This is a genomic window from Halorussus pelagicus (assembly GCF_004087835.1).
Lineage (GTDB): Archaea > Halobacteriota > Halobacteria > Halobacteriales > Haladaptataceae > Halorussus > Halorussus pelagicus.
The window spans coordinates 1738433-1760872 of record NZ_CP035119.1; the positions used below are offsets into that span (position 1 = coordinate 1738433).

General features: G+C 65.7%; 19 protein-coding genes. 5 read left to right on the plus strand and 14 right to left on the minus strand.

Annotated elements, in window-relative coordinates; translation table 11 throughout:
- The first annotated feature begins 65 nt into the window (after positions 1 to 65).
- Positions 66 to 266 carry a metallophosphoesterase family protein gene (locus tag EP007_RS08680; RefSeq protein ID WP_128477277.1) on the plus strand — a complete coding sequence of 67 codons (201 nt, stop codon included), beginning with the start codon at positions 66 to 68 and terminating at the stop codon, positions 264 to 266.
- 51 nt (positions 267 to 317) lie between these two features.
- Entirely contained in the window at positions 318 to 626 is a 309-nt protein-coding gene (locus EP007_RS08685; protein WP_128477278.1) for a metallophosphoesterase family protein, read from the plus strand.
- A gap of 139 nt (positions 627 to 765) precedes the next feature.
- On the opposite strand, the gene acs is transcribed toward EP007_RS08685, so the two are convergent.
- The 5 genes from acs to mutS form a co-directional block, all read right to left on the minus strand.
- Positions 766 to 2757, minus strand: a complete 1992-nt coding sequence (gene acs / locus EP007_RS08690; protein WP_128477279.1) for an acetate--CoA ligase — start codon at positions 2755 to 2757, stop codon at positions 766 to 768.
- Positions 2758 to 2917: 160 nt separating this feature from the next.
- Entirely contained in the window at positions 2918 to 4723 is a 1806-nt protein-coding gene (locus EP007_RS08695; protein WP_128477280.1) for a bacterio-opsin activator domain-containing protein, read from the minus strand.
- 252 nt (positions 4724 to 4975) lie between these two features.
- Positions 4976 to 6916 carry an acetate--CoA ligase gene (locus tag EP007_RS08700; protein WP_128477281.1) on the minus strand — a complete coding sequence of 647 codons (1941 nt, stop codon included), beginning with the start codon at positions 6914 to 6916 and terminating at the stop codon, positions 4976 to 4978.
- A 107-nt stretch (positions 6917 to 7023) separates the two neighbouring features.
- Positions 7024 to 9717, minus strand: coding sequence for a PKD domain-containing protein (locus EP007_RS08705; protein WP_128477282.1), 2694 nt, complete (start codon positions 9715 to 9717; stop codon positions 7024 to 7026).
- Positions 9718 to 9786: 69 nt separating this feature from the next.
- Positions 9787 to 12579: a DNA mismatch repair protein MutS gene (mutS, locus tag EP007_RS08710; protein WP_128477283.1), complete on the minus strand. Its 2793-nt coding sequence runs from the start codon at positions 12577 to 12579 to the stop codon at positions 9787 to 9789.
- A gap of 223 nt (positions 12580 to 12802) precedes the next feature.
- On the opposite strand from mutS, the gene EP007_RS18175 reads away from it, so the two are divergent.
- Complete coding sequence (locus tag EP007_RS18175) at positions 12803 to 12928, plus strand: hypothetical protein (RefSeq protein ID WP_281062920.1); 126 nt, start codon at positions 12803 to 12805, stop codon at positions 12926 to 12928.
- A 285-nt stretch (positions 12929 to 13213) separates the two neighbouring features.
- On the opposite strand, the gene EP007_RS08715 is transcribed toward EP007_RS18175, so the two are convergent.
- From EP007_RS08715 to EP007_RS08735, 6 genes are all read right to left on the minus strand, one after another.
- A complete protein-coding gene (locus EP007_RS08715) occupies positions 13214 to 13411 on the minus strand; it encodes a heavy-metal-associated domain-containing protein (protein ID WP_128477284.1) in 198 nt (65 codons plus the stop codon).
- Between the two features lie 191 nt (positions 13412 to 13602).
- Positions 13603 to 13896 carry a hypothetical protein gene (locus EP007_RS08720; protein ID WP_128477285.1) on the minus strand — a complete coding sequence of 98 codons (294 nt, stop codon included), beginning with the start codon at positions 13894 to 13896 and terminating at the stop codon, positions 13603 to 13605.
- Between the two features lie 122 nt (positions 13897 to 14018).
- Positions 14019 to 14519 (minus strand): hypothetical protein, encoded by a 501-nt coding sequence (locus EP007_RS08725; RefSeq protein ID WP_128477286.1) that lies wholly within the window; start codon positions 14517 to 14519, stop codon positions 14019 to 14021.
- 7 nt (positions 14520 to 14526) lie between these two features.
- The gene (locus tag EP007_RS18180; RefSeq protein ID WP_281062921.1) at positions 14527 to 14658 is read right to left on the minus strand and encodes a hypothetical protein; all 132 of its coding nucleotides are present in this window, start codon (positions 14656 to 14658) and stop codon (positions 14527 to 14529) included.
- Between the two features lie 96 nt (positions 14659 to 14754).
- On the minus strand, positions 14755 to 16143 hold the full coding sequence (gene thiD, locus EP007_RS08730; RefSeq protein ID WP_166035501.1) for a bifunctional hydroxymethylpyrimidine kinase/phosphomethylpyrimidine kinase: 1389 nt from the start codon (positions 16141 to 16143) through the stop codon (positions 14755 to 14757).
- 86 nt (positions 16144 to 16229) lie between these two features.
- Positions 16230 to 16652, minus strand: coding sequence for a hypothetical protein (locus EP007_RS08735; protein WP_128477287.1), 423 nt, complete (start codon positions 16650 to 16652; stop codon positions 16230 to 16232).
- 150 nt (positions 16653 to 16802) lie between these two features.
- Between EP007_RS08735 and EP007_RS08740 the strand changes: the two genes are divergently transcribed.
- On the plus strand, positions 16803 to 17768 hold the full coding sequence (locus EP007_RS08740) for an NOG1 family protein (RefSeq protein ID WP_128477288.1): 966 nt from the start codon (positions 16803 to 16805) through the stop codon (positions 17766 to 17768).
- 25 nt (positions 17769 to 17793) lie between these two features.
- Here the strand turns inward: EP007_RS08740 and EP007_RS08745 are convergent, their stop codons facing one another.
- From EP007_RS08745 to EP007_RS08755, 3 genes are all read right to left on the minus strand, one after another.
- Positions 17794 to 19113 (minus strand): TIGR00341 family protein, encoded by a 1320-nt coding sequence (locus tag EP007_RS08745; protein WP_128477289.1) that lies wholly within the window; start codon positions 19111 to 19113, stop codon positions 17794 to 17796.
- 101 nt (positions 19114 to 19214) lie between these two features.
- A complete protein-coding gene (locus EP007_RS08750) occupies positions 19215 to 19961 on the minus strand; it encodes an SIMPL domain-containing protein (protein WP_166035503.1) in 747 nt (248 codons plus the stop codon).
- A gap of 108 nt (positions 19962 to 20069) precedes the next feature.
- Positions 20070 to 21371 carry a TIGR00341 family protein gene (locus EP007_RS08755; RefSeq protein ID WP_128477291.1) on the minus strand — a complete coding sequence of 434 codons (1302 nt, stop codon included), beginning with the start codon at positions 21369 to 21371 and terminating at the stop codon, positions 20070 to 20072.
- 307 nt (positions 21372 to 21678) lie between these two features.
- On the opposite strand from EP007_RS08755, the gene engB reads away from it, so the two are divergent.
- Entirely contained in the window at positions 21679 to 22299 is a 621-nt protein-coding gene (gene engB / locus EP007_RS08760; protein ID WP_128477292.1) for a GTP-binding protein EngB, read from the plus strand.
- Positions 22300 to 22440 lie beyond the last annotated feature (141 nt).

Genomic DNA, 22440 nt, shown 5'->3' on the forward strand with positions numbered 1-22440 from the left:
CGGCACGACCCTTTCAAACCCGATGCTGTCGGAGAGACTATTTCGGCGGGACTGGAAGAGCGACTGTGAAGTTCATCCTCTCCGACACGCACTTCGACCACCGAAACATCATCAACTACTGCGACCGACCGTACGACTCGGTCGAACGGATGAACGACGCGCTCGTGGCCAACTGGAACGCCACCGTCGGCGAGGACGACGACGTGATTTTCCTCGGCGACCTCACGATGGCGAACGACTTCGGCGTATTCGCGTCGTGGGTGTAGCGTCTGAACGGGACGATTTAGTTCGTCCTCGGGGACCACGACGAGTGGATGATGCCCACGCTCGACGGGGTCGATATACGCGAGACCTATCAATTCGAGTACGAAGGCGTCCCGTTCTACTGCGTCCATGACCCCGACGACGCGCCGACCAACTGGCGCGGGTGGGTCCTCCACGGACACCACCACAACAACTGGCCCGACCGGTTTCCGTTCGTCAATCCGGACGAGCGCCGCGTCAACCTCTCGGTCGAACTGATAGACTACACACCCCTCGGTCTCCCGACGCTACTCGACTGCATCACTCGATTCACATGGCTTGACCGACTCCTTGACGACGCGAGTCTGTTCGTCGGTTCGTAAATCGTCGTCAAATTCCCGTGAGGAAGTGTCTGACTGATGCGAGTTATTATCTGACATGGTCCGTGACTGGGTTTGTCTTGCACAGTTTCGTCGCGTGTTCGTTCGATTTCGGTTCGAGTATCGAAGGATGGAGTGGTTCTCAGTCGTCGCCGACCTTCGCCTCTATCTCCCGGACGACCTCGGGGTTCCGGAGTGTGGACGTGTCACCGAGGTCTTCGCCGTTGGCAACGTCTTCGAGCAGTCTGCGCATGATTTTGCCGGAGCGAGTCTTGGGGAGTTCGGGCGTGAAGACGACCTCTTCGGGGCGCGCGATGGGACCGATTCCGTCCTCGACGCCCTCCACGATTCGGTCGCGCATCTCGTCGTCTTCGTCGTAGCCGTCCTCGGTGATGACGTAGGCGTAGACCGCCTCACCCTTCATCTCGTGGTCGCCGCCGACGACGGCGGCCTCGGCGACGCCTTCGACGCCGACGATGGCAGATTCGATTTCCATCGTGCCGAGGCGGTGGCCCGAGACGTTGAGTACGTCGTCAACGCGCCCGAGAACCGTGATGTAGCCGTCCTCGTCTATCTTCGCGCCGTCCTCCGGGAAGTACACCCAGTCGTCGGGGTCGTCGCTGTCGGTGTCCGAATACTCCGCCCAGTATTCCTGAACGTATCGCTCGTCGTTGTTGTAGAGCGTCCGGAGCATCCCCGGCCACGGCTTCTGGACCGTCAGATAGCCCGCTTCGCCGGGTTCGACCTCCTCGCCCTGCGCGTTCACGATTTGGGCGTCTACGCCGGGGAGCGGCGGTCCTGCACTGCCCGGCTTCATGTCCTTCACGCCGGGGAGCGTCGTGACCATCATCCCGCCGGTCTCGGTCTGCCACCATGTGTCCACGATGGGGCAGTCCTCGCCACCGATGTGCTTGTAGTACCACTTCCACGCCTTCGGGTTGATTGGTTCGCCGACGGTCCCGAGCAGGCGCAGACTCGACAGGTCGTGCTTGTCGGGGTACTCCGGACCCCACTTCATGAACGCCCGAATCGCCGTCGGCGCGGTGTAGAGTTGGTCGGCCTCGTAGGTCTCCACGATGTCCCAGAGGCGGTCTTTCTCCGGGTAGTCGGGCGTGCCCTCGTACATCATCGTCGTCGTCCCGAGCGCGAGCGGCCCGTAGACGATGTAGGAGTGGCCCGTAATCCACCCGATGTCCGCCGAGCAGAAGTACGTGTCTTCGGGCTTGATGTCCAGCGCGGCTTGGGAGGTCCACGCGCTCCACGCGAGGTAGCCGCCGGTCGTGTGCTTGACGCCCTTCGGTTCGCCCGTGGTCCCCGAAGTATACATCAAAAAGAGCATGTCCTCGGCGTCGCGCGCGACCGGTTCGACCTCCGCGCCCTCGTGTTCGGCCACGAGGTCGGCGTAGGCGGTGTGGTTCTCGCCCATCGGATGGTCGTAGTCGTCGCCGAGGCGGTCAACGACCACCACGTCGCTGACTTCGTGCTCGACGCCCGACAGCCCCTCGTCGGCCTTCGCCTTGTGTTCGAGGGGGTCGCCGCGGCGGTAGTAGCCGTCGCAGGTGACGAGATACTCCGAGTCGGCGGCGTTCATCCGCGTAGCGAGCGCGTCGGCGGAGAAGCCCGCGAACACGACCGAGTGGGGCGCGCCGATGCGCGCACAGGCGAGCATGGCGATGGGTAGCTCCGGTACCATCGGCATGTAGAGCGTCACCACATCGTCCTCTTGCACGCCTCGGTCACGGAGCGCGGCCGCGAACTCGTTGACCTCGCGGTGTAGCTCCTCGTAGGTGTAGGTCCGGTTGTTCTCGTCGGTCGGTTCGCCGACCCACTCGATGGCCGCCTCGTCGCCGCGCTCGTCCAGATGCCGGTCGATACAGTTCGCCGAGGCGTTCAGCTCTCCGCCCGTGAACCACTCGTAGAACGGCGGGTTCGAGTCGTCCAGCACCTCGTCGTACGATTCGTTCCAGTCGAGGAGGTCCGCGGCTCCCTCCCAGCACTCGGGCCACTCCTCCTCGAACCGCTCGTAGACGGCGTCGTCGGAGACGTTCGCCTGCTCGACGAACGATTCGGGCGGGACGAATCGCTCTTGATCTTCCAGTCGGGCTTCGAGTTCGGTATCGTGTTTTTCCGGCATGAGACGTGTTCACAACTCCGTCTTAGCTATATAAGTGCTGGAACTAACTATATCAAACCCCGAATTTCGTGCCGTATAGCTTTCATAAGTGTGTTTTAGGACCTTTAATCACTCCCGTCGTATGCGTTCGACGCCACCGCCCGCCAGCACGGTTAAATAGCTAGTGTCTACCGGCGTCGAGTCCGTCGGTCGCTCCCGCGCTGAACTCCGTCGCCCCGCGCGTGTCGGGGTCGTCGAACACCGCGTCCAGCACCTTCTGCTGGGCCTTCCGGAGGTGGTTGTGGAGCGTCGGCGACGAGACGCCCATCGAGGCCGCGAGTTCCTCGGCGGTACTCCCGCGGGGCCACTCGAAGTAGCCCGCGAGGTAGGCCGCCCGGAGGACGCTCCGCTGGCGGTCGGTGATTCGGTCCCGAACCGTCTGCTGGACCGTGGCCGCGCTCCGGACCGGTTCCTCGATGTCGCGCTTCGAGCGCAGGTCGGTCTCGGGGAACGCCGACTCGACGGCCTCTACGACGCGGCGCACGTCCACGCGCCGCGAGAAGACCCCGGACACGTCGGCGACGCCGCCCTCGGCCGACAACTCGCGGACCGTGCCGCCGCGCTCGACCAGCATCGGCGCGACGGACTCGCCGGAGACGGCGAACTCGAAGAGCGCGCCGTCGCCGTAGTCCCGGATGAGGCGGGCGTCGTCCACGGCGTCCGCGTCCGCGACTCGCTCCAGCACGTCCCCGACCGCGGCACCCCTCGCGGTGACGAAGTAGAGTAGCGAGTCCTCGACGGGGACGACGCCTTCGAGTTCGAATCGACAGCCCAAATCCGCAGACGCCCCCACGAGGAAGACCCCGCCGTCGGTCGTCCGGAGCGAGAGTTCGACGCCCGTGTCGGCCAAGAGCAACTGCTTGCGCGCGATTGCGGTGACGGTCCGGCCGACGCGCCGCCCGGCGTCCGCGAGAAACGTCCGGTCGGCCGACGAGAACGAGTCGTGGGCGACACAGAGCAGGCCGTGGACGGTCTCGCTCGACCGAAGCGGCGCGACCGCGACCGAACACCGCGCCAGCGGGCCGCCCGGTACGGAATCAACCGTCGCGGCCTCGCTCGCGCTCTCGTCCGGCAAGTCGGTCCCCCGTAGCGCGTCGGCGGGCACGCCGTCGGTGCCCTCCGGCGCGGCGCTCGCCCGGACCGTCCCGTCTTCGTCGCAGACCCAGACCGCCCGATAGGCGTCGGCGAGGCGTTCGCAGGCGACGCGCTCGGCGTCCTCGGTTGTCGAAGCGTCCGCCAGCGCCTCGCCGAGTTCGCCAGCGCACGCGAGCAAGTCGTCGCTTCGCGCGTCGGCGCGGTGGTCGCTCCGAGGCGGGCCTGTCCGCCGAGGCGCAGCGCTTCGGGCGTCGTCGGCGAAGGCGTCAACGACCTCCGCGGGCGTGGGGTCCTCAAGGTACGGCGCGAGACTCTGGACGCTCGCCCACCCGCCGACGGCCGCGACGACGCGGGGCGGGACGCCCTCCTCGGCGAGCAGTCGCCGCGCAAAATGCTGGCGGAGGTCCCGACAGGTCACGTCCCGCAGGTCGGCGGTCCGGTCGGCCACCTCGCCGACGAGCATCTGGACGCGCCGGGGCGACACGTCCACGAGGGGGTCGCGCTGGCCAACGTCGGTGGCGTTGGCGAACTTCCGGAGGTCGTGAGCGACCGCCCGCGGGACGTACGCCTCGCGGATGTCGGCGTCCCTTTCGCGCGGGTCCCCGCTTTCGCGCACGTCGTCGCTCTCGGGCACCGTGAGTAGGAAGTGGCTCCGACCGCCGCGCTCTCGCTCCCGGAGGTCCGCGGGCCGGATTCGGGGTATCTCCGCGGCCCGGAGACCGACGCGCCCGGCGAGCGCGACCACGAGGTCCTCGCGGTACGTCTCGGCGCGTCGCCGAAGCCGCTCGAACTCCGCGGTGGTCAGGTAGTCGTCGCGCGAGTCGGCGGACATTCTGTTTCGTATTCTTGAAGAAACACGAATAAACTTTCGGTGATGCGAGAAGCGTGTATCCCTTTTTCGGGGTCGTCGGAGTCGGTTTCTGTCGCGGTTGCGGTACTGTCGCGGCCCGTTGCGGCTACGGCATCGTCACGGAACGACGCTTTGAGTCCCAGTCGTCGATAGATGCCTACGCGACTCAAACCCCGCGCTCCCGGCCAAAATCCTCGATTTCGCACTCTCAAAAAGAAACGAAACGCCGAGTGGCTACTTGTCCAGAAGCGACTCCAACTCTCCGACGACCTCCGGATTCCGGAGCGCGCTGGTGTCGCCCAAATCCTCGCCGTTGGCGATGGCGGCGAGATACCGCCGGACGACTTTCCCCGAGCGCGTCTTCGGGAGCGAGGGCGCGAACGTCACCGCGTTGGGGACTGCGATGGGTCCGATGGCCGCCTCGACGGCCGCCCCGACGCGCTCGCGGAGCGCGTCGTCGCCCGCGACGTTCGACTCGGGGCTGACGAAGGCGTGAATCTCCGACTGGTGGGCGGCGTCGTCGTCGGCACCGACGACGACGGCGGCCTCCGCGACGCCGGAGACGCCGACGATGGCGCTCTCGATTTCCGTGGTACTGAGTCGCCTATCGGAGACCTTCAGTACGTCGTCGGCCCGCCCGAGCAGGTGGAGGTAGCCGTCGGCGTCGCGGACCGCGTTGTCGCCGGTGGCGTACTGCCACCCGCCATCGACCTCTCGCGTCCGACGCCCACCCCACCCGCTCGCCTCGCAGAGCGACCGGGCCATTCCCGGCCACGGGCGTGTGACGGCCAGTTGGCCCGCCTCGCCGTCGGCGACTTCCTCGCCCATCTCGTCCACGACGGCCGTCTCGATGCCGGGCAGACTCTTGCCGACCGCGCCGGGGCGCATCCGGTCAACGCCGGGGAGCGTCGAGAGGACGATGCCGCCCGTCTCGGTCTGCCACCACGTATCCACGACCGGGCACTCGCCGTCGCCGACGTGGTCGCGGTACCAGTGCCACGCCGTCTCGTCTATCGGTTCGCCGACCGTCCCGAGCAGGCGGAGCGACGAGAGGTCGTGGCGCGCGGGATGCTCCTCGCCCCACTTCATGAACGCCCGAATCGACGTTGGCGCAGTGTAGAACACGTCAACCTCGTTGCGCTCGATTATCTCCCAGAGGCGGTCGGTTTCGGGGTGGTCGGGCGTCCCCTCGTACAACACCGTCGTCGCCCCGAGCGCAAGCGGCCCGTACACCGCGTAGGAGTGGCCGGTAATCCACCCCACGTCGGCCGAACACCAGTGGGTGTCGTCGGGTCCCAAGTCGAGGACGGCGTGGCTCGTCCACGCGACGTGCGTGAGATAGCCCCCGGTCGTGTGCCGGACCAGCGTCGGTTCGCCCGTGGTCCCCGACGTGTAGATGAAAAAGAGCAGGTCCTCGGCGTCGCGCGCGACCGGTTCGACCTCCTTGCCAGCGTGTTCGGCCACGAGGTCGGCGTACGCGCGGTGGTCGCCCGCCCTGCGCTCGTCGTCGAGGCGGTTCACCACGACCTGCTCGACGGCGTGGTCCACCGAGACGCAGGCGTTGTCGGCCCGGCGCTTCAGGTCGAGCGCGGCCCCGCGCCGGTAGTAGCCGTCGCAGGTGACGAGGAACCGCGACTCGGCACCCTCCAGTCGCGTCGCCAGCGCGTCGGCGGAAAAGCCCGCGAACACGACCGAGTGGGGCGCGCCGATGCGCGCGCAGGCGAGCATGGCGACGGGCAACTCCGGAATCATCGGCAGGTAGAGCGTTACCACGTCGTCCTCGCCGACGCCCATCTCCCGCAGGGCCGCCGCGAAGGCGTTGACTTCGCGGTGTAGCTCCCGGTAGGTGTACGTCCGGGTTTCGCCGAGTTTCCCCTCCCACGCGACGGCCGTCTCGTCGCCGCGCCCCGCGGCGACGTGTCGGTCCACGCAGTTGGACGAGGCGTTCAGTCGCCCGCCGGGGAACCACCGCATCGGCCCGTCGTCGTCCAGCACCGCGTCGAACCCGCGGTCCCAGTCCAGCAGGTCGGCGGGCCGTCGCCAGCACTCGGGCCACCCCGCGTCCCGGAACGCGTCGCGGTCGGCCGCCGTGACGTTCGCCTGCTCGGCGAACGACTCGGGCGGGTCCACCCACTCGCGCTCGCGGGTCGTCTCCTCCGGACTCCGGTCGGCCATTGCGTCGAGTTTGGTGGAAACAGGGGAAAAATCGTTCGTCTCGCCAGACGGCGAGCGGTCGCCCCGGCAAGACGGTCAACGAGGTCGTTCGGCGACTCGTCGCGTCCTCAGCGTCGCGCCCGGAGCACTCCGAGACCGAGCGCGAGAAGCGTGAGCGCCGGGGTGAAACCGGGGACGCTCCCGTCGATCCCCGTCGCGCCCTGCGAGTCGGATTCGGCGTCCGACTCGTTGGCCGCGGCGAGCGCCGCCTCGTCGCCGACGAAGATTTCCTTTGTCGCGTTCTCGACGACCCGGTAACTGTCTCGGCTTCCCTCCGGATAGTAGACGACTTGATACGGAATCTCGATTCGCTGGCCCCAGAGCGAGTCGTCGCCGATTGCGACGCCGACCGAAAGACTGGCCGACTCGCCCGGCCGGACCACGGCCTCGTTGACGTACTCGGCCATGCTCCCCTCCTCGACGTTCCGGCCGCCGTTGACCTCGATACCGTTGGGCGGCGAGAGCGCCAGTTCGACGTGCGCGGTCCGCGAGTTCACGTCGGGATTCCGAAGCGAGAGGGTGATGAACTCCTGTGAACCGTTCCGGTCCAGTCGCTGAATCGTCGCCGCGGACTCGACCTCCGGACGCTTCCTGAAGTTCCGAACCGCGACCGACCAACTCTCGCGGTCGGTCCCGCCGTTAGCGTCCTCGGCGACGACGGTGACGTTTCGAGTCCCTGAACCGACGAACGTGCGGTTCAACCGCTCGCCGGTCGCCACCTCCTCGCCGTCGAAATACCACCGGTAACTCACGGCGTCGCCCTCCGGGTCCGAGGCGGCGACTTCGAACGCTTTCGAACTCCCTGACAGGAGCGACAGCGACGAGGAGTCGGGCGATTCGACGCTCAGTTCCGGCGCTCGGTTGGCCGCACGGACCTCCCACGAAATCGTCTCCTGTCCCCCGTGGCCGTCCTCGACGGTCGCTTCGACGGTGTGGTCGCCGGGCGACGAGAAGGCATGTGAGAACGTCACCCGCTGGCTTCCCGACGACGCCTTTCGCTCGGCTACGACCTCCCCGTCCACCGACCATTTCACCGTCTCCGGCGACGCGTCGGCGTCGGTCACCGACGCGACGAATCGCTGTTCCACCCCGGATTTCGGCGTGGGGAACTCCTCGGGGGAGACCCGTTCGAGTTCCGGGTCGTCGTTTTCCACTTCGACCGTCCGCGTTCGCGTTATCGACGCTCCGAACTGATTCGTCACGGTCAGGTCGATGTCCCGCGACCCGACCGTCCGCAAGGTGGTCGAGACGGTCTCGCCGTCGTAGGTCTCGTCGCCGACCGTCCACTCGTAGGAGAGGTCCACGTCTCGGTCGGTCGTGTCGGTCGCGCTCGCCGAGAGGTTGATTTCCTCACCGGCCGTCAGCGACGACGGAGAGACCGTCACCTCCCCGACCGACGGCGGCCGGGGTTTCACGTCGATGGTGAACGACCGCTCGGTCGAGATGCCCCGGCGGTTCTCGGCGACGACGCGAACCTGCTTCTCGCCGGTCGATTCGAACGTCGTCTCCACGTCCGGCCCGGAGACGGACTCGCCGTCTATCGTCCACTCGTAGGAGAGGTCCGACGAGTCGCCGCTGGCGGCAAGTTCCACGGTGCGTCCGGGAATCGTCTCGGTGCTTCCCGGCCGCACGTCGGTTAGCTCCGGGGCCTCGGCCACATCGACGGTCCACTCGGCGACGGCGTCGTCGGTCGAATCCGTATCGTCGCTGGCGACCGCTCGGACTCGGTGGTCGCCGTCGCCGAATCGCTCGGCGGCGAAGCGATACTGCTGGCCGCTTCCCGCTCGCTGGCCGTCAACGTACCACGTCACCGACGGCGTGCTGTCCGGGTCGGTGACATCGACCGAGAAGGTCGTTTCGTCCTCGGGACCGATGCTCGGTCCGCCCGAGCCGGGCGACCGACTCTCGATTCGGGGCGGCTCGAACGAGGCGACCTCAATCGTCCCGAGGTCAACGTAGTCGGTCGTGTAGTCCCGTCCGTACCCCTCGAACTCCGTGACGAGTTGGGCGGCTACTCGGTACGTTCCGGTCTCGTCGGGAATCGGAATCGAATCGCGTATCGACTCGTGGCGACCGCCGGAGACGCTCTCGGCGGAGAGGCGCTTGGTCGGCCTGTCGGGTCTGGACGCGCCGTTGGGGTAGACGTACACCTTGGGGGTGACGCGCTCTACCTCGACGGGGTCGCTCGTCCCGGAGTTCCACCCCGAGGGGTTGTCGTTGTACAGTCGTGCCTCGAACTCCGCGTCCTCGCCCGGTTCGAAGCGCCGGGAGTCGCGCGGCGAGGACACGTCCGCGTCGGTGTGGTAGACGGCACCGCGCTCGAACACCAGCGTCTCCTCGTCGGTGTCCGGGATGGTCACCCTGTAGAGACCCCAGCGGCGCTCGTTGCCGTTGTTGATGACGTGGGCGTGGTACTCGCCCGCTGGCAGTTCGAAGATGTAGGAGTTATCTTGGTCTTCGTTCATGCACCCGGCGGGACCGCTATCCTCGTCGGTCTCGGCGACCTTTGTGAGGTCGCCGTCGATTCGCTCGAACGCCACCGTCGTCTCGTGGTCGTTCCCGTCGGCGTCGAAGGTGGCGACCGACACGCAGGTGTCCGCGGGCGGTGCGGACGCGACCCCGGTCCCGGCGGTGGTCCCAGCGAAGCCACCACAGAGCAGCAGGACGCCGAGTAAAAGTACACCCAGCGACCGCGCGGTCGCTGGCGCGCGACGCCGCAGTCGCCCCGCTGTCCAATCTCGTGTATCAGTTCCCGGAGGCATTCTACATAAACAGACGGGTATGTCGGAACTAAGAGTATTACGCTCTGGAAAACATAAACCCGCCGTCACCTACTCCGCGTCCTTCAGCTCCGACTTCCACTCCTGAATCTTCGACAGCGCCTCGACCGGCGTGAGGTCGTTGACCGTCGTGTCGAGGACCTCCGACAACACCGCTTCCTGCTCGGGAGTCAGCGATGGTTCGTCCGCCGCCGAGGACGATTTGTCCGTCGCTGACGACGGTTCGTCCGTCGCTGACGACGATTCGCCCTCGCTCGAACTACTCGCATCTGCGGTCTCGAACTGTCCGGACTCCAAGTCGAAGACTGCCTGCGTCGTGCCGTCTCCGGTGTCGCTCCCGCGCACCTCGATGGCCTCGTCGTCTCGCAGTCGGTCCAGCACCTCGCGCGAGCGTTCGACGACCGGGTCGGGAACCCCAGCCAACCCCGCGACGTGAATCCCGTACGAGCGGTCGGTCGGTCCCTCCTCGATGGTCCGGAGGAAGGTCACGTCGCTCCCGGCGGTCGGCTCCGGCGAACCGCCGTCGCCCGAGGACGGCGATTCCTCGTCCACGGCGACGTGGACGTTCTCGACGGTCGGAAGGCTATCGCCGAGCGCGGTCAGTTCGTGGTAGTGAGTCGCAAAGAGTGTCTTCGACTCGACCTGATTGGTGATGTACTCCGTCGCCGCCCACGCGATGGAGATGCCGTCGTAGGTCGCGGTACCGCGGCCCACCTCGTCCAGAATGACCAGCGAGTCCTCGCTCGCGGAGTGGAGGATGTTGCTCAACTCCTGCATCTCAACCATGAACGTCGAGCGCCCCTGTGCGAGTTCGTCCAGCGCGCCGACGCGGGTGTAGATACCGTCCACGACGCCGATATCGGCCGACGATGCGGGGACGAAGCTCCCGATTTGCGCGAGCAGGGTTATCAGCGCGACCTGTCGCATGTACGTCGATTTCCCCGACATGTTCGGTCCCGTGACAACGAGGAATCGCCGCGCCCCATTCATCCGGAGGTCGTTGGGCACGAACTCGGTCGTCTGCTCCACGACGGGGTGGCGGCCCGCCTCGATGTCGAGGTCGCCCGACTCGCGCAGGTCGGGGCGCACCCAGTCGTTCTCGACGGCGTGGACCGCGAGACTGGCCAGCGCGTCGAGTTCTGCGAGGGTTCGGCCCACGGTCTGCAGGAGGTCGGCCCGCGCGGCCACTCGCTCGCGCAGGTCGGTGAAGAGGTCGTACTCCAACTCCCCGCGGCGCTCTTCGAGGCGGAATATTCGGCGCTCGCGCTCGTTCAGTTCGTCGGTGGTGTACCGCTCGGAGTTCTTCAGACTCTTGAGGCGGTCGTAGCGGTCGGGCACCTTCCCGGTCTCGGAGTTGCCGACCTGAATGTAGTAGCCGTCCGTTTTGTTACGGTCCACGGTGAGGTGCGTAATGCCGGTCTCGCGCTTCTCGCGGTCGTCCAGCGTCGCTATCCACTCCTCGGCCTCCTTGTGGCGCTCGATGAGGTCGTCCAGTTCGTCGTCGTGGCCTCGCCGGAACAGGCCGCCCTCGGTGACGGTGCTGGGCGGGTCCTCCACGATGGCGGCCAGTTCCTCGCGGAGCGCGGCGGCCGCCTCCCGGTCGGGCCGGGCGACGATGTCCGCCAGCGGCGAGTCGGCCAGCGTCGGGTCGCTCGCCACGGCGTCGGCGACTTCCGGCAGGAGCGCCAGTGTCTCCCGGACCCGCAGGAGGTCGCGGGCGTCCGCGCTCCCGTGGGCCGCCTTGCTCGCCAGTCGTTCGAGGTCGTAGGCCCCATCCACGGTCTCGCGCACGGTCTCGCGGGCGAGCGCGGAGTTCGCAAACGCCGCCACGCCGTCGGCGCGTTGCCGGAGCGTCGGCAGGTCTTGGCGGGGGCGCTGGACCCACTCTTTCAGGAGGCGCTTGCCCGGACTCGTCGCGGTGTGGTCGATGGTGGCGAACAGCGAGCCGTCGCGGTCGCCCTGCATCGTCTCGGTGAGTTCGAGGTTGCGCTGGGTCGTCGCGTCGAGCGAGACGTGGTCGTCGCCCTCGTAGTTTTGGAGGCGCGTCATCGAGGATTTGACGCCCGTGCCGGTCTCCTCGACGTACGAGAGTAGTGCGCCCGCGGCCTGAATCTGGGGCGCGTCGCCGCCACGACTCCCGCTCGCCCCGCCGTCGAGACCGATGCTCACCAGCGTCTCTTCGCCGAACTGCGCTTTCGTCTCGTGGGTCGCCCGGCCGGGGGCGAAGGCCTCGGCGCGGTGGAGCGTGAGCGTCGCGTCGGTGCGCTCGCGGACTCGCTTCAGGACGGCGTCGTCGTTGCGGACCTCCGGGCCGGGCAGGATTTCGGCGGGGTCGAACCGGTACAGTTCGGTGAACGCGCGGTCGCTGGCGGCGTCGGCGTCCGGCCCATCGACCGCCGTGACCATGAACCGGCCCGTGGTCACGTCGGCGAAGGCGAGTCCGTAGCGGTCGTCCTCGGCCCGGACGACTCCGGCGAGGTACTGGGCGTCGGCGTCGGTCGTCTCCAGCAGGGTGCCAGGGGTCACGACTCGCGTTATCTCGCGGGCGTGGCCGTCGGGCGTCTCGTGTTGGTCGGCCACCGCGACGCGGAAGCCGCGCTCGACCAACTGCTTGAGGTGTGGCGTGAGTTTGTCCACCGGGACGCCAGCCATCGGGTAGTTCGAACCGTGCGAGGACTTCTGGGAGACCTTCAAATCGAGGAGGTCCGAGACCTCCTCGGCGTCGTCGCCGAAGAACTCGTAGAAGTCCCCGACCTGCATCACCAGATAGTCGGCGTCAGTCTCGTCCTTCAGCGAGAAGAACTCGCCGACGATGCCCCCGACATCGCCGTCAGGTTGCGCCATGTCGGCCACCTCCCCGGAGGGTCCGCGCGAGTAGAGTCATAGTCGATTCGGAGGGGCGTCGGCGACTAAAACGGTGCGGGTTCGGCGGTAGGGCGTCGGAAATATCCTACCGTATAACTGATTGGGAAAATAGGTGACGACTATACGGGGTGCTTCACTGAATTTCGATAGCACGGGACGCTAGGCATCGTTCCGTGCGGAGCAAACGACTGCCTAAAGAGAAATGAAACGGGAAGGAAACGAACTTCCGGTCGCGTTCATCGTTGGCGGTTGCACCCTCATCGGCACTGAGATGCCCTTGGGTTGGCCGCTGTTCGTGGCCGGAATCGTGTTGGAATTAGTGGACTAGACCTTCGACCGATTTCCACTTTTTTCGGTACTCGGTGTTCGCTCGCTTCGCAGACGACCGAAGTCTAGTCGTCGTCTACCGACGAATAAACATTGTTCTCGGACCGCGTATAAAGATTTGGGAAACACGACTACTCTCCCAACGCATTCGGAAACCGTGATCGGCTACTCCCCTCGAAAATCGTCCCAAGCTATCGAAGACGCCATGTCTTTCCCATACACTGCGTCCGCACAGTTTTGTGCGGACACAGACGCACGCGGGAACGACGACGGACCGACGCCGAACTCAGGCCTTCGCCGTGTAGCCAGCGTCCTTGACGGCCGCCACGAGGTCGTCGTCGCTGGCCTCGCCCTTGACGGTCACGCTGTCGGACTCGTTGTCCGCGTCGGCGTCTTCCACACCCGGTACGTCGCGCAGTGCGTTCTCGACGGTCTCCTCACAGCCGCCACAGCTCATGCCTTCGACGGTAATCTGTTTCGCCATGTCTCGCTCTAGGGGGTGGTCATTCTTCGGACTTTCCCCTTCGAATCCGGATTCTCTTCGCCGTCGAGCGTACGACGTTCGGTATCTTCGTCCCGATGCGATAGCACTAGCAAAACTCGACCCGAGCGACACCGACGAAGAGTGCATGGACAACTGCCTCGCCGAATCCTGCCCCAAATAGTGCAACAGGCCTAGAGGCGAGACTCGATTTCATCGACCAGTTCGCGCGCCGCGACGACGTGGTCGTCGGCGGCGTCGCTTCCCGTCGTCTCGACGTTCGAGAGGAGCATCCGGACCTGTTCGACGCGCTTCTCGATTACGGTCTCCGGAACGTCCGGCCCGAGCGCGTCCTCGCAGACCGCTTGGGTCTCACCGAGCCACTGGCTCGCGCGGGTCTCGACGGGCAACTCCGCGGTCGCTTCGAGGTGGTCGTGCAGGTCGGCGACGAGCGAAGTGAGGTCGGTGGCGTCGTCCGAAGTGGTCATACTCGGACTTCGGACCGGACCCGGAAGGAAGGTACGGTCGAAGACCTACGAGGACTGGGTAGACAACACCTGCGTTGGGGCAACTGGATAGACGACCCGACGCTCCCGTGAACCTTGATGCCTTACAACTCCGGAACGGAAACTTCTTCGTCACTGTCCGGGACGTATTCGAGTTCGATATTTGGCAGTCCATACTCCCCCGGAGTGAGGTCCGCAAAGTCTTTGTCGTTCGTATACACGGTCGGACTCTCGTTGTAGTATTTCGAGGCGAGAAGGAGAATAGGTGCGTCTTTCGCTTGAATATCGAGAATCTGCCCGAGAAGCTTGTTGTACTCCTGCTGTCGTTCGAGTTCGAGGTCGTATTCGTAGCGCTCCGCTTCACTGAAATCCTGTATGATGCAGGAGGTTGCCCGTACCAGTTTGAGAAAGTGACTCATTGCCTCGCTTGTTTCTGGTCCTTGAAGCAGTGTCGAACGTTCGAATGCCTCTAAAACTTCGTTGACGACGTAGGCGTCGAGAACGATTTCCGTCTCGCAGGAGATCGCGTCCTCGACGAAATTCGCGGCACGGCGGTTCGTTCCGGTAAATGCGAACACCCAGAGATTAGAGTCGAGAATTCGCATTCACCGGTTAATCGTCGGCGGTCGGTACCGACTGCTCGTGAGAGGACTCGTCGTCCGCCAACATCTCATCTACGTCCCACTCGCGGTCCCAATATTTATCCTTAATTTGAGACCACACTTCAGTAGCACTCTCACTCATACACGTTCACTGGGTGATAGTACGCGCTTACAGCTATTAAAAGCTTCAGGAGATGACTCCGACAGGTAGTTTCTTCGCCGGAACGCTAACCGACTGCTACAGGGCCTCTGACAGCGCCAGCACGCGCTCGGCCAGCGTCTCCGAGTCGGGCGCGAGGACCTTCGTAATCGCCTCTTTTCCGACTTCGCCCCTATCGACCACCGCGACCGGCGTCCGCCCCGCCGACTCGAACGCCTGCCGCGCGCCCCACTGCATCGTACTCCCCTCGCGTGTTTTCACCTCGCTCGGTTCCGAACCCCGGTCGTACGCCGCGACGTCCCAGTCCAGCGAGTCGAGCGCGGTCTCCACGTCGGCGTCGAACCGGCAGTTCGCGGCGAAACGCAGGTCGGGGTCGAACTCCCGGCAGGCCAGCAGGAAACGCGCGACGTGACTCGACGCGCCGAAGCGCACGCCGCGGTTGGGTTTCACGCCCGAGAACGTCCGGGTGATTCGGCCCTCCACCGCCGCCGTTTCCCCGACTGCCTCGGCGTAGGGCGTCGCGCCGACGACGTTCATTCCAACCTCGGGAACGAGCGCGGACGGGTCCGCCTCGGCGAATTTCCGGACGACTTCGCGGACTTCCTCGGCGGTCCGCTCGCGCGCCGCGCGATTTCGCATCCCGACGGCGTGATGCACCGCGCCCGGTCCCTCGCCCACGTCGAGGTGGTACCTGACCGCGCGCTCCAGAAACGCCGCGCTCGCCTCGACAGCCTCCGTGAGCGACTCGCCGCCCGCGAGTCGGGCCGCGATGGCGGCCGAGAGCGTGCATCCCGACCCGTGGGTCGCCTCGGTATCGATACGGGGATGCTCGAAGGTCCGGACCCCGTCTGGCGTCACCAGCACGTCGCGCACGGTTTCGCCGGGGACGTGCCCGCCTTTCACGACGGCGGCGTCGGCACCCATCGAGCGCAGGCGCTCGCCCGCCTCGATGGCGGACTCCCGGCCTGCGACTTCCACGTCGGTCAGTACGGCGGCCTCGTCTGCGTTGGGCGTCACGAGCGCGGCCTCGCTCACGAGGTCGGCGTAGGCATCCTCGGCCGCAGAGTCGAGCAGTCGGTCGCCCGACGCCGCGACCATCACTGGGTCCACGACGACCGGGAAGTCGGCCGCGGCCGCGCGCTCGGCGACCAGTTCCACGATGTCGGCGTCGGCGAGCATCCCGGTCTTGGCCGCCCGCACGTCGAAGTCGCCGGTCACGGCGTCGAGTTGCGCCGCGACTTCCTCGGTTGGCAGGACGTGCGTGGACTCGACGCCGCGCGTGTGCTGTGCGGTGACGGCAGTCACGGCGCTCGTCCCGTAGGCGTCGTGAGCCTCGATGGTTTTCAGGTCGGCCTGCACGCCCGCGCCGCCGCCGGAGTCGCTTCCGGCGACGGTGAGCGCGACGGGCATTTCGATGGGGAACGGAATCCGCGTCTCGGTCGGCGGGGAGGCGTCTTCGTCGCTCATTACTAGCTGGTAAAACTTAGTGGTACTTCAAGGTGGCTGGTCGGAGTGGGGGTTCCGCCACCGATTCGAGAGACGAGGCTGACCGGCTACTCCGGTCCTTCGTCCGCCGACTTTCGACCGATTACGCCGACCGACAGCAGGAGACCGCCCACTCCGAGAACCGGCGAGAAGAACACTATTCCGCCGACGCTACTGAGCGAGAGCGCGACGAACCCGACCCACGCGGCGACGAGGCACGCACCGACCCCGCCGAGCGCGACCGAGACGACCCGCGAGCGCCGCGAGAGCGCAAGCAGGGGTCGTCTCAGGCCGACGAGGACGAGCAACGCGCCCAGTCCCGCGAGCCATATCCAGTCGATGCCGCCGAGGAACGAATCGACCGCCGGGACGGTGTCGGGGGTATACGACGCCGAGAAGAGCGCCGAGACCGACCAGTAGAGCAGGAACGCTCCGGAGAGTCCGGCGAGAGTTGAAACAGCGCGTCGTCGGCGTCTTTGGAGGGGAAACATGCGTTTATTTTGGTTAGTTTCCGGGGTAGTTAACGATGGTTGCTGTGTCACCACTCGGCGCACGTCCGCTCGGCTTCTGGCTGGGTATTCTCCGCTTCGCTCACGCTCGTATGGACGCCCTTTTAAGCCCGCGAGACCCTACATATCTCTATGATTTTCGAGAACCTGCCGACGACACCTACGTCGGAGGAACTCATCGACAAAGCCTTCTCGCGGGCCGCACGCGCCGGTCGGGCCAAGAGCGGGTCGGAGGCCCAGCAGTCGATGCTCCAGACCGCTTCTAACATCCTGAGCGACAACTTGCAGAACGTGGCCGCCGAGTGGCCCGATTTCGACGACGTTCATCCGTTCTACTACGAGTTGGCGGACGCCATCGTTGACGTGGACGAACTGCGCCAGAGTCTCTCGGAGATTCAGTGGGCGAGTCGCAAGACCCACAACATCGGCCGGGAGTATCAGGGCAAACTCACGGGCGACGCCGACGCCGACCGCAAGATTCGCAAGCAGGGGTTCGCCCGCCTCGCCGACATCGTGGAGGAAGTCGAGGACGACCTCCTGCGAATCGGCGACGCCCACCAAGACCTCCGGCGACTCCCCGAAATCGACCCCGAAGAACCGACCGTCGTGGTCGCTGGCTACCCCAACGTCGGCAAGTCATCGTTCGTCAACGAGGTCACGAACGCCCGGAACGAAATCGCCGAATACCCCTTCACGACCAAGGGCGTCCGCGTCGGCCACTTCGAGAAGGACCACATCCGGTACCAAATCGTGGACACGCCCGGCCTGCTCGACCGCCCCGAGGACGAGCGCAACGACATCGAGAATCAGGCGGTTTCGGCCCTCACGCACCTCGCGGACGCCATCGTCTTCGTTGTGGACGCCAGCGGCTACTGTGGCTACCCCATCGACGCGCAACTCGAACTCCGGGACGCCCTCGCCGAGCGATTCGGCGACGTGGACGTGCTGACAGTCTGCAACAAGTCGGACCTCTCGACGGACGTGGAGGCCGACGCCTACATGAGCGTCGAGAACGGCGAGAACGTTGACGACGTACTCGACGCCGCCGTGGACGCGACCGGATACGAACCGGAACTGCCCTTCGAGGACCGAGACTGATAGGCGCACGGCTCGAATTATTACGCTACGCTTCCTGAGTGGGCCTCGCCAGCGACGACTGCGACGAACTGGCGACCTCGTAGTCCACGAAGTGAACTCGGACCGAGGGGTTCTGACCGGTCGCGGTGCTGAGGCGTCGCTGAAGGCGAGTCGCCAGTCCGGGATACTCGCCATCGGACGTGCGACTGATGGTGACGGTAACCGTCTCGGACTCGAACCACGGCCCGCTGAACGCGTACTCGGTGTTGGTCGAGACGTAGGTGAGATTCGCGTACTCCGAGTTGTCGAGGACCGAACTCACCTCCTGATTCACCGTTCGCTCGTAGGTGATTTGCTGGTAGGTGGCAGTCCCGGTCCCGGCAACGACGACGAGCAGCGCCACCACCCCCAGTACGAACGTCGCGGTACTCGTGGAGTCGCGGGGGGTCAACAGACCGCGGTCGAACCCGTTGGGGCGGTAGCCGAGATACCCGAGCGTGACGAACGCGGCGACGTTGATTGCCAGTATCGAGATGAGCAAGAGCAACAGCGACCCGGCGGCGATTACGGGGTAGCCCCAGACGACGGCGATGCCGACGGTCCCGGCGGCCGGAATCAGCGCCGCGGCTATCATGACGCCGATGAGCGAGGTCGGTCCCTTCGTCGATAGTCCGAACGCCGACGCCGCCCCGGCGGCGAGACCGACCGCGATAGTCATCAGTCCCGGCGCGACGCGCGAACTAATCTGGCCGAGCGCGGTGATCTCCAGCGGCGGAACGAACGCGAACGTCTTGAGGAGGTAGCCGAACACCAGCGCGCTGCCGACGGCGACGACGATTCCGACCGCCTGCAACCAGATACTGTCCCTGAGCATCTCCCGGTCGCCGGTCACGCCGCCGACGGCCGCGGTCAGTACCGGTCCGACGAACGGCGCGATGACCATCGAACCCACCACGACCGCGGGCGAGTTGACAAGCAACCCCGCGGTGGCGATGATGGCGCTCAGGAATATCATCCAGACGAAGGAGTTCCGGTCGTGGGCCATGTCGCGGGCCTTCGACCGGAGTTCTTTCCGAGTCAGCGGGTCGAAGTCGTTGGCGTATCTGTTCTCTAAGCGCTCCATGTTCGGCGTCGAAGCGGTCTCGGCGTTCGCCATCACGGTGTAGTCTTCTTCTTCGAGTCCGGCGTCCCGGAGCGCGTCCATCACGTCGCCGACGCCGTCGCTCGGGAGCGGAAACTCCACGAGGACCTCCTCGCTCGCCCGCCCGTCGGTTCCGAGGACGGCGTAGTCGATGTCTTTCTCGTCGAGCGCATCGAGAATCGATTCGCGGCGCTCGGCCGGAACCAGAACGTGGATGAGTCGCACACGGGAGCCACGCGAGTGCAGAAGAAAAGGATTCAGGCCGCAAGGCAAGCGACCGCGGGCCGCAGTCGCTGGCGTCGTCTGCGTGGCTCGGAGTGGATTCCTTATCCTGTCGCGTTGTACGTCACCGACACCTGCGCCGTGACGGTGACGGGACCGGACTCGATGCTGGTCCCGGCGTCGCCCGCGACATCGGCGGTCAGCGACTCGGTCCGGATGGGGCTGAAACCAACGTCGCTAGTCGTCGCGGTGTGAACGCCCGAAACGGTTAGATTCGCGCTCTCGGCGATAACGTCGGCGTCGGCGCGGGCGTTGTCCATCGCGTCGCGGAGCGCATCCGCGCGGACTTCCTGTTTGCGCTCCTCGGAGAGCGTGAGCTGGACGCTATCGACGCGGTCGGCACCGTTCGAGACCGCGGTGTCGATGATGCCCCCTGCACGAGACACGTTCGAGAGGGTAATCTCGAAAGCGTGGACCCCCTCGAACCCGGCCGCTCGGCGCTCGCCGTTCTCCTCGCGGTACCGCTGGTCGATGCTGTACTGGACGGTTCGAATTCGGTCGTCGGCGACGCCAGCGTTTCGGAGCGCCTCCTGCATCTGTGTCGCGTTCTGCGCGAGTCGCTCCCGGACCGCGTTGGCGTCGTCGTCGCTGGCGACGACGGCGACCTGTAGGACGGCTTGGTCGGGTTCGGCCGCGGCCTGCCCGGACGCCGAGACGCCGATGGTCTCGCTGCCGCTGTCTCCCTGTTCGGTCTGTGCGTTCGCGCTCTCCGTCGGATTGAGACTGCCAGCGCATCCGGCAGTCACCAACAGGAGCGCGACACCCACCGTTGCAAGTAGTTTCCTCGACATCATTTCGCGGTACGCCGCCGCCCGGCAAAAACCTCTCCAAGAGTGAAACAGCGGTTTGACCTATCGGGCGGCGCGTGCCTGCACCGACTGTTCGCGCGCTCGCCCAACCTATCCGGCGTCGTCGTACTCGACGTATCTGACCTGCACATCGACGTTCTGGTCGGTATTGCGGTTGATGCGCTGGCCCAACCGCTCGGCGAGACCGGGGTACTTCTCGCCGGGCGGACGCCCGACGGTGACGACGACGCTCTTCGACTGGTCGAACGGGAGCGTGCCGCCCTCCTCGAACTCCATGCCGAAGAGTCGGGCCTCCTCGTAGGGAGTCCCCTCTTCGCCGAGGACCCCCGACACCTCCTCTTGGGCCTGATTCTGGAACGTCGCGTTCTGGATGCTGGTGAAGGTGACGCCGCCGAGGAACAGCGATAGCAGAGCGATCAGGGCCACGAGGACGCCGATGCGCTTGAACAGCGCCGAGCGCGTCTCGCTGCGCTCGAACCAGTTTTTCGGTCGGTAGCCCAGATACCAGAGGACGACCAGTCCCGCGAGGTTTATCGAGAAGATGTTGATGAGGACGAGAACCAGCGAACTGACCGCCGCGAGCGGTTGTTGCCACGCGATGGCGATGCCGACCGCGGCGGCGGGCGGGACGAGCGCCGCGGCGATCATGACGCCGACGATGGCGACCGAGACGCCCGACGCGAGGCTCAGGACGCCCGCCGCGCCCGCGCCGAGCGCGACCGCAAGCGAGAGGAAATCCGGCGTTAGCCTGCCGCTGACCTGCGAGATGTCGAGGATGTCGGTCCCCGGTGGTACGAGAAAGCCGTACCGCACGAGGACCGCGAAGATGGTTGCCGACGCGATGGCCGCGAACCCGCCGAGGAACTGGTACTTGACCCCCCGACGGAACAGCTGTCGGTCGCCGAGAACAGTCCCGACGCTCGCACCCATCGCCGGGCCGATGAGCGGCGCGATGACCATCGACCCGACGACGACCGCCGGGGAGTCCAACAGCATTCCGGCGGTGGCGACGACCGCGCTGATGACGGTCATCGCCACGAACGTCGGGAACTCCGGAGTCATCTCGCGGGCTTCGGTCCGAATCTCCTCGCGGGCGATGGTCGAGGTGTCGTCGTTCTCCTCGGCGAATCGCTGTTCGAGTTCCTCATACTGGCGGGAGGTGTCGGTCTCGGCGTCGATGATGACCGCGTGGGGGTCCTCGCCGAGTCCGGCGTCCTGTAGCCTGTCGAGAATCGGCTGGACGGCGGCCGTCGGGAGCGGGAAGTACGCGATGGCGGTGTACTCCCGACCGCTGGTCTCGTCAGTCAGCATGTAATCGACGCCCTCCTCTTCGAGGACGTTGGCGACTAACTCTCGCTTGCCCGCCGGAATTGAAACCTGCACGAGCCGCATATGCTTCGAGATGACACGGAAGGGGTAAATAAGTCGCGGGACGGGGACAACGGCGGGTTTCGAGGGGGTTTACCGGGCGTCGGAATCGTGAGTTGAAAGTGGCCACGGGATGCGCCGCGAACGCGGTTGCGGTTCTGCGCCGTCGCGGTTCTGCGCCGTCGCAGTGCGGTCGCGGTCTAATTGCTCACGCCTAAAGCTAGCGCCTCGCCGGTTGCGGTCGTGTCCGCCGACTCTTCGTCCGAGTCGGACTCGCCTGCTCGGACTCACAGAACCTCACCGTTAAAACCCGTGGCGACTACGTATCGGTATGTTCGAGAGTCGCCCGAACCGCGACGCCGAAGTCGTCTTCGTCGGCCGGTCGAACGTCGGCAAGTCCACGCTCATGCGGGAAATCACCGGCCACACCTTCGACACGGGGAGCAAGCCCGGCGTCACGCGCTCGCCCAACCACTACGACTGGGCCAGCGAAGACTTCGTGCTGTCGGACCTGCCGGGGTTCGGCTTCATGTCCGGCGTCCCCGAAGAGCAACGCGAGCAAATAAAGACGAACATCGTACGCTACGTCGAGGACAACGCCGACAAGATTCTGGTCGGGATTCTCGTCGTGGACGGCAAGAGCGCGGTGGACATCATCGACCGCCACTCGGGCGAGGACGAGATTCCCTACGACGTGGAAATGTTCTACTTCCTCCGGGACGTTGGCATTCCGACCGTCGTCGCGGTCAACAAGATGGACAAGGTGGACGACGAGGACGAGCGCCTGAACGAACTCGCCGACCGACTCGGACTCCACCCGCCGTGGAAGCAGTGGCAGGACACCATCGCGCCGATTAGCGCCAAGCGGGGGAACATCGACGCGCTGAACGAGGCGGTCAAAGACCACCTCCACGAAGCCAAGCGCGACGACCTGATGAAGTTCTTCTCGTGACGAGTGTGGCGGCGGAGTTCTGTTCGTAACTGCGGACGGTCTGTTCTCTCTTTTTCGAACACGATAACAGGATTCTTTAAGGGACTATCCACACCTCTTCGGAATAAGATGGATACGGCAGCTATCGAGGAATACGCTACG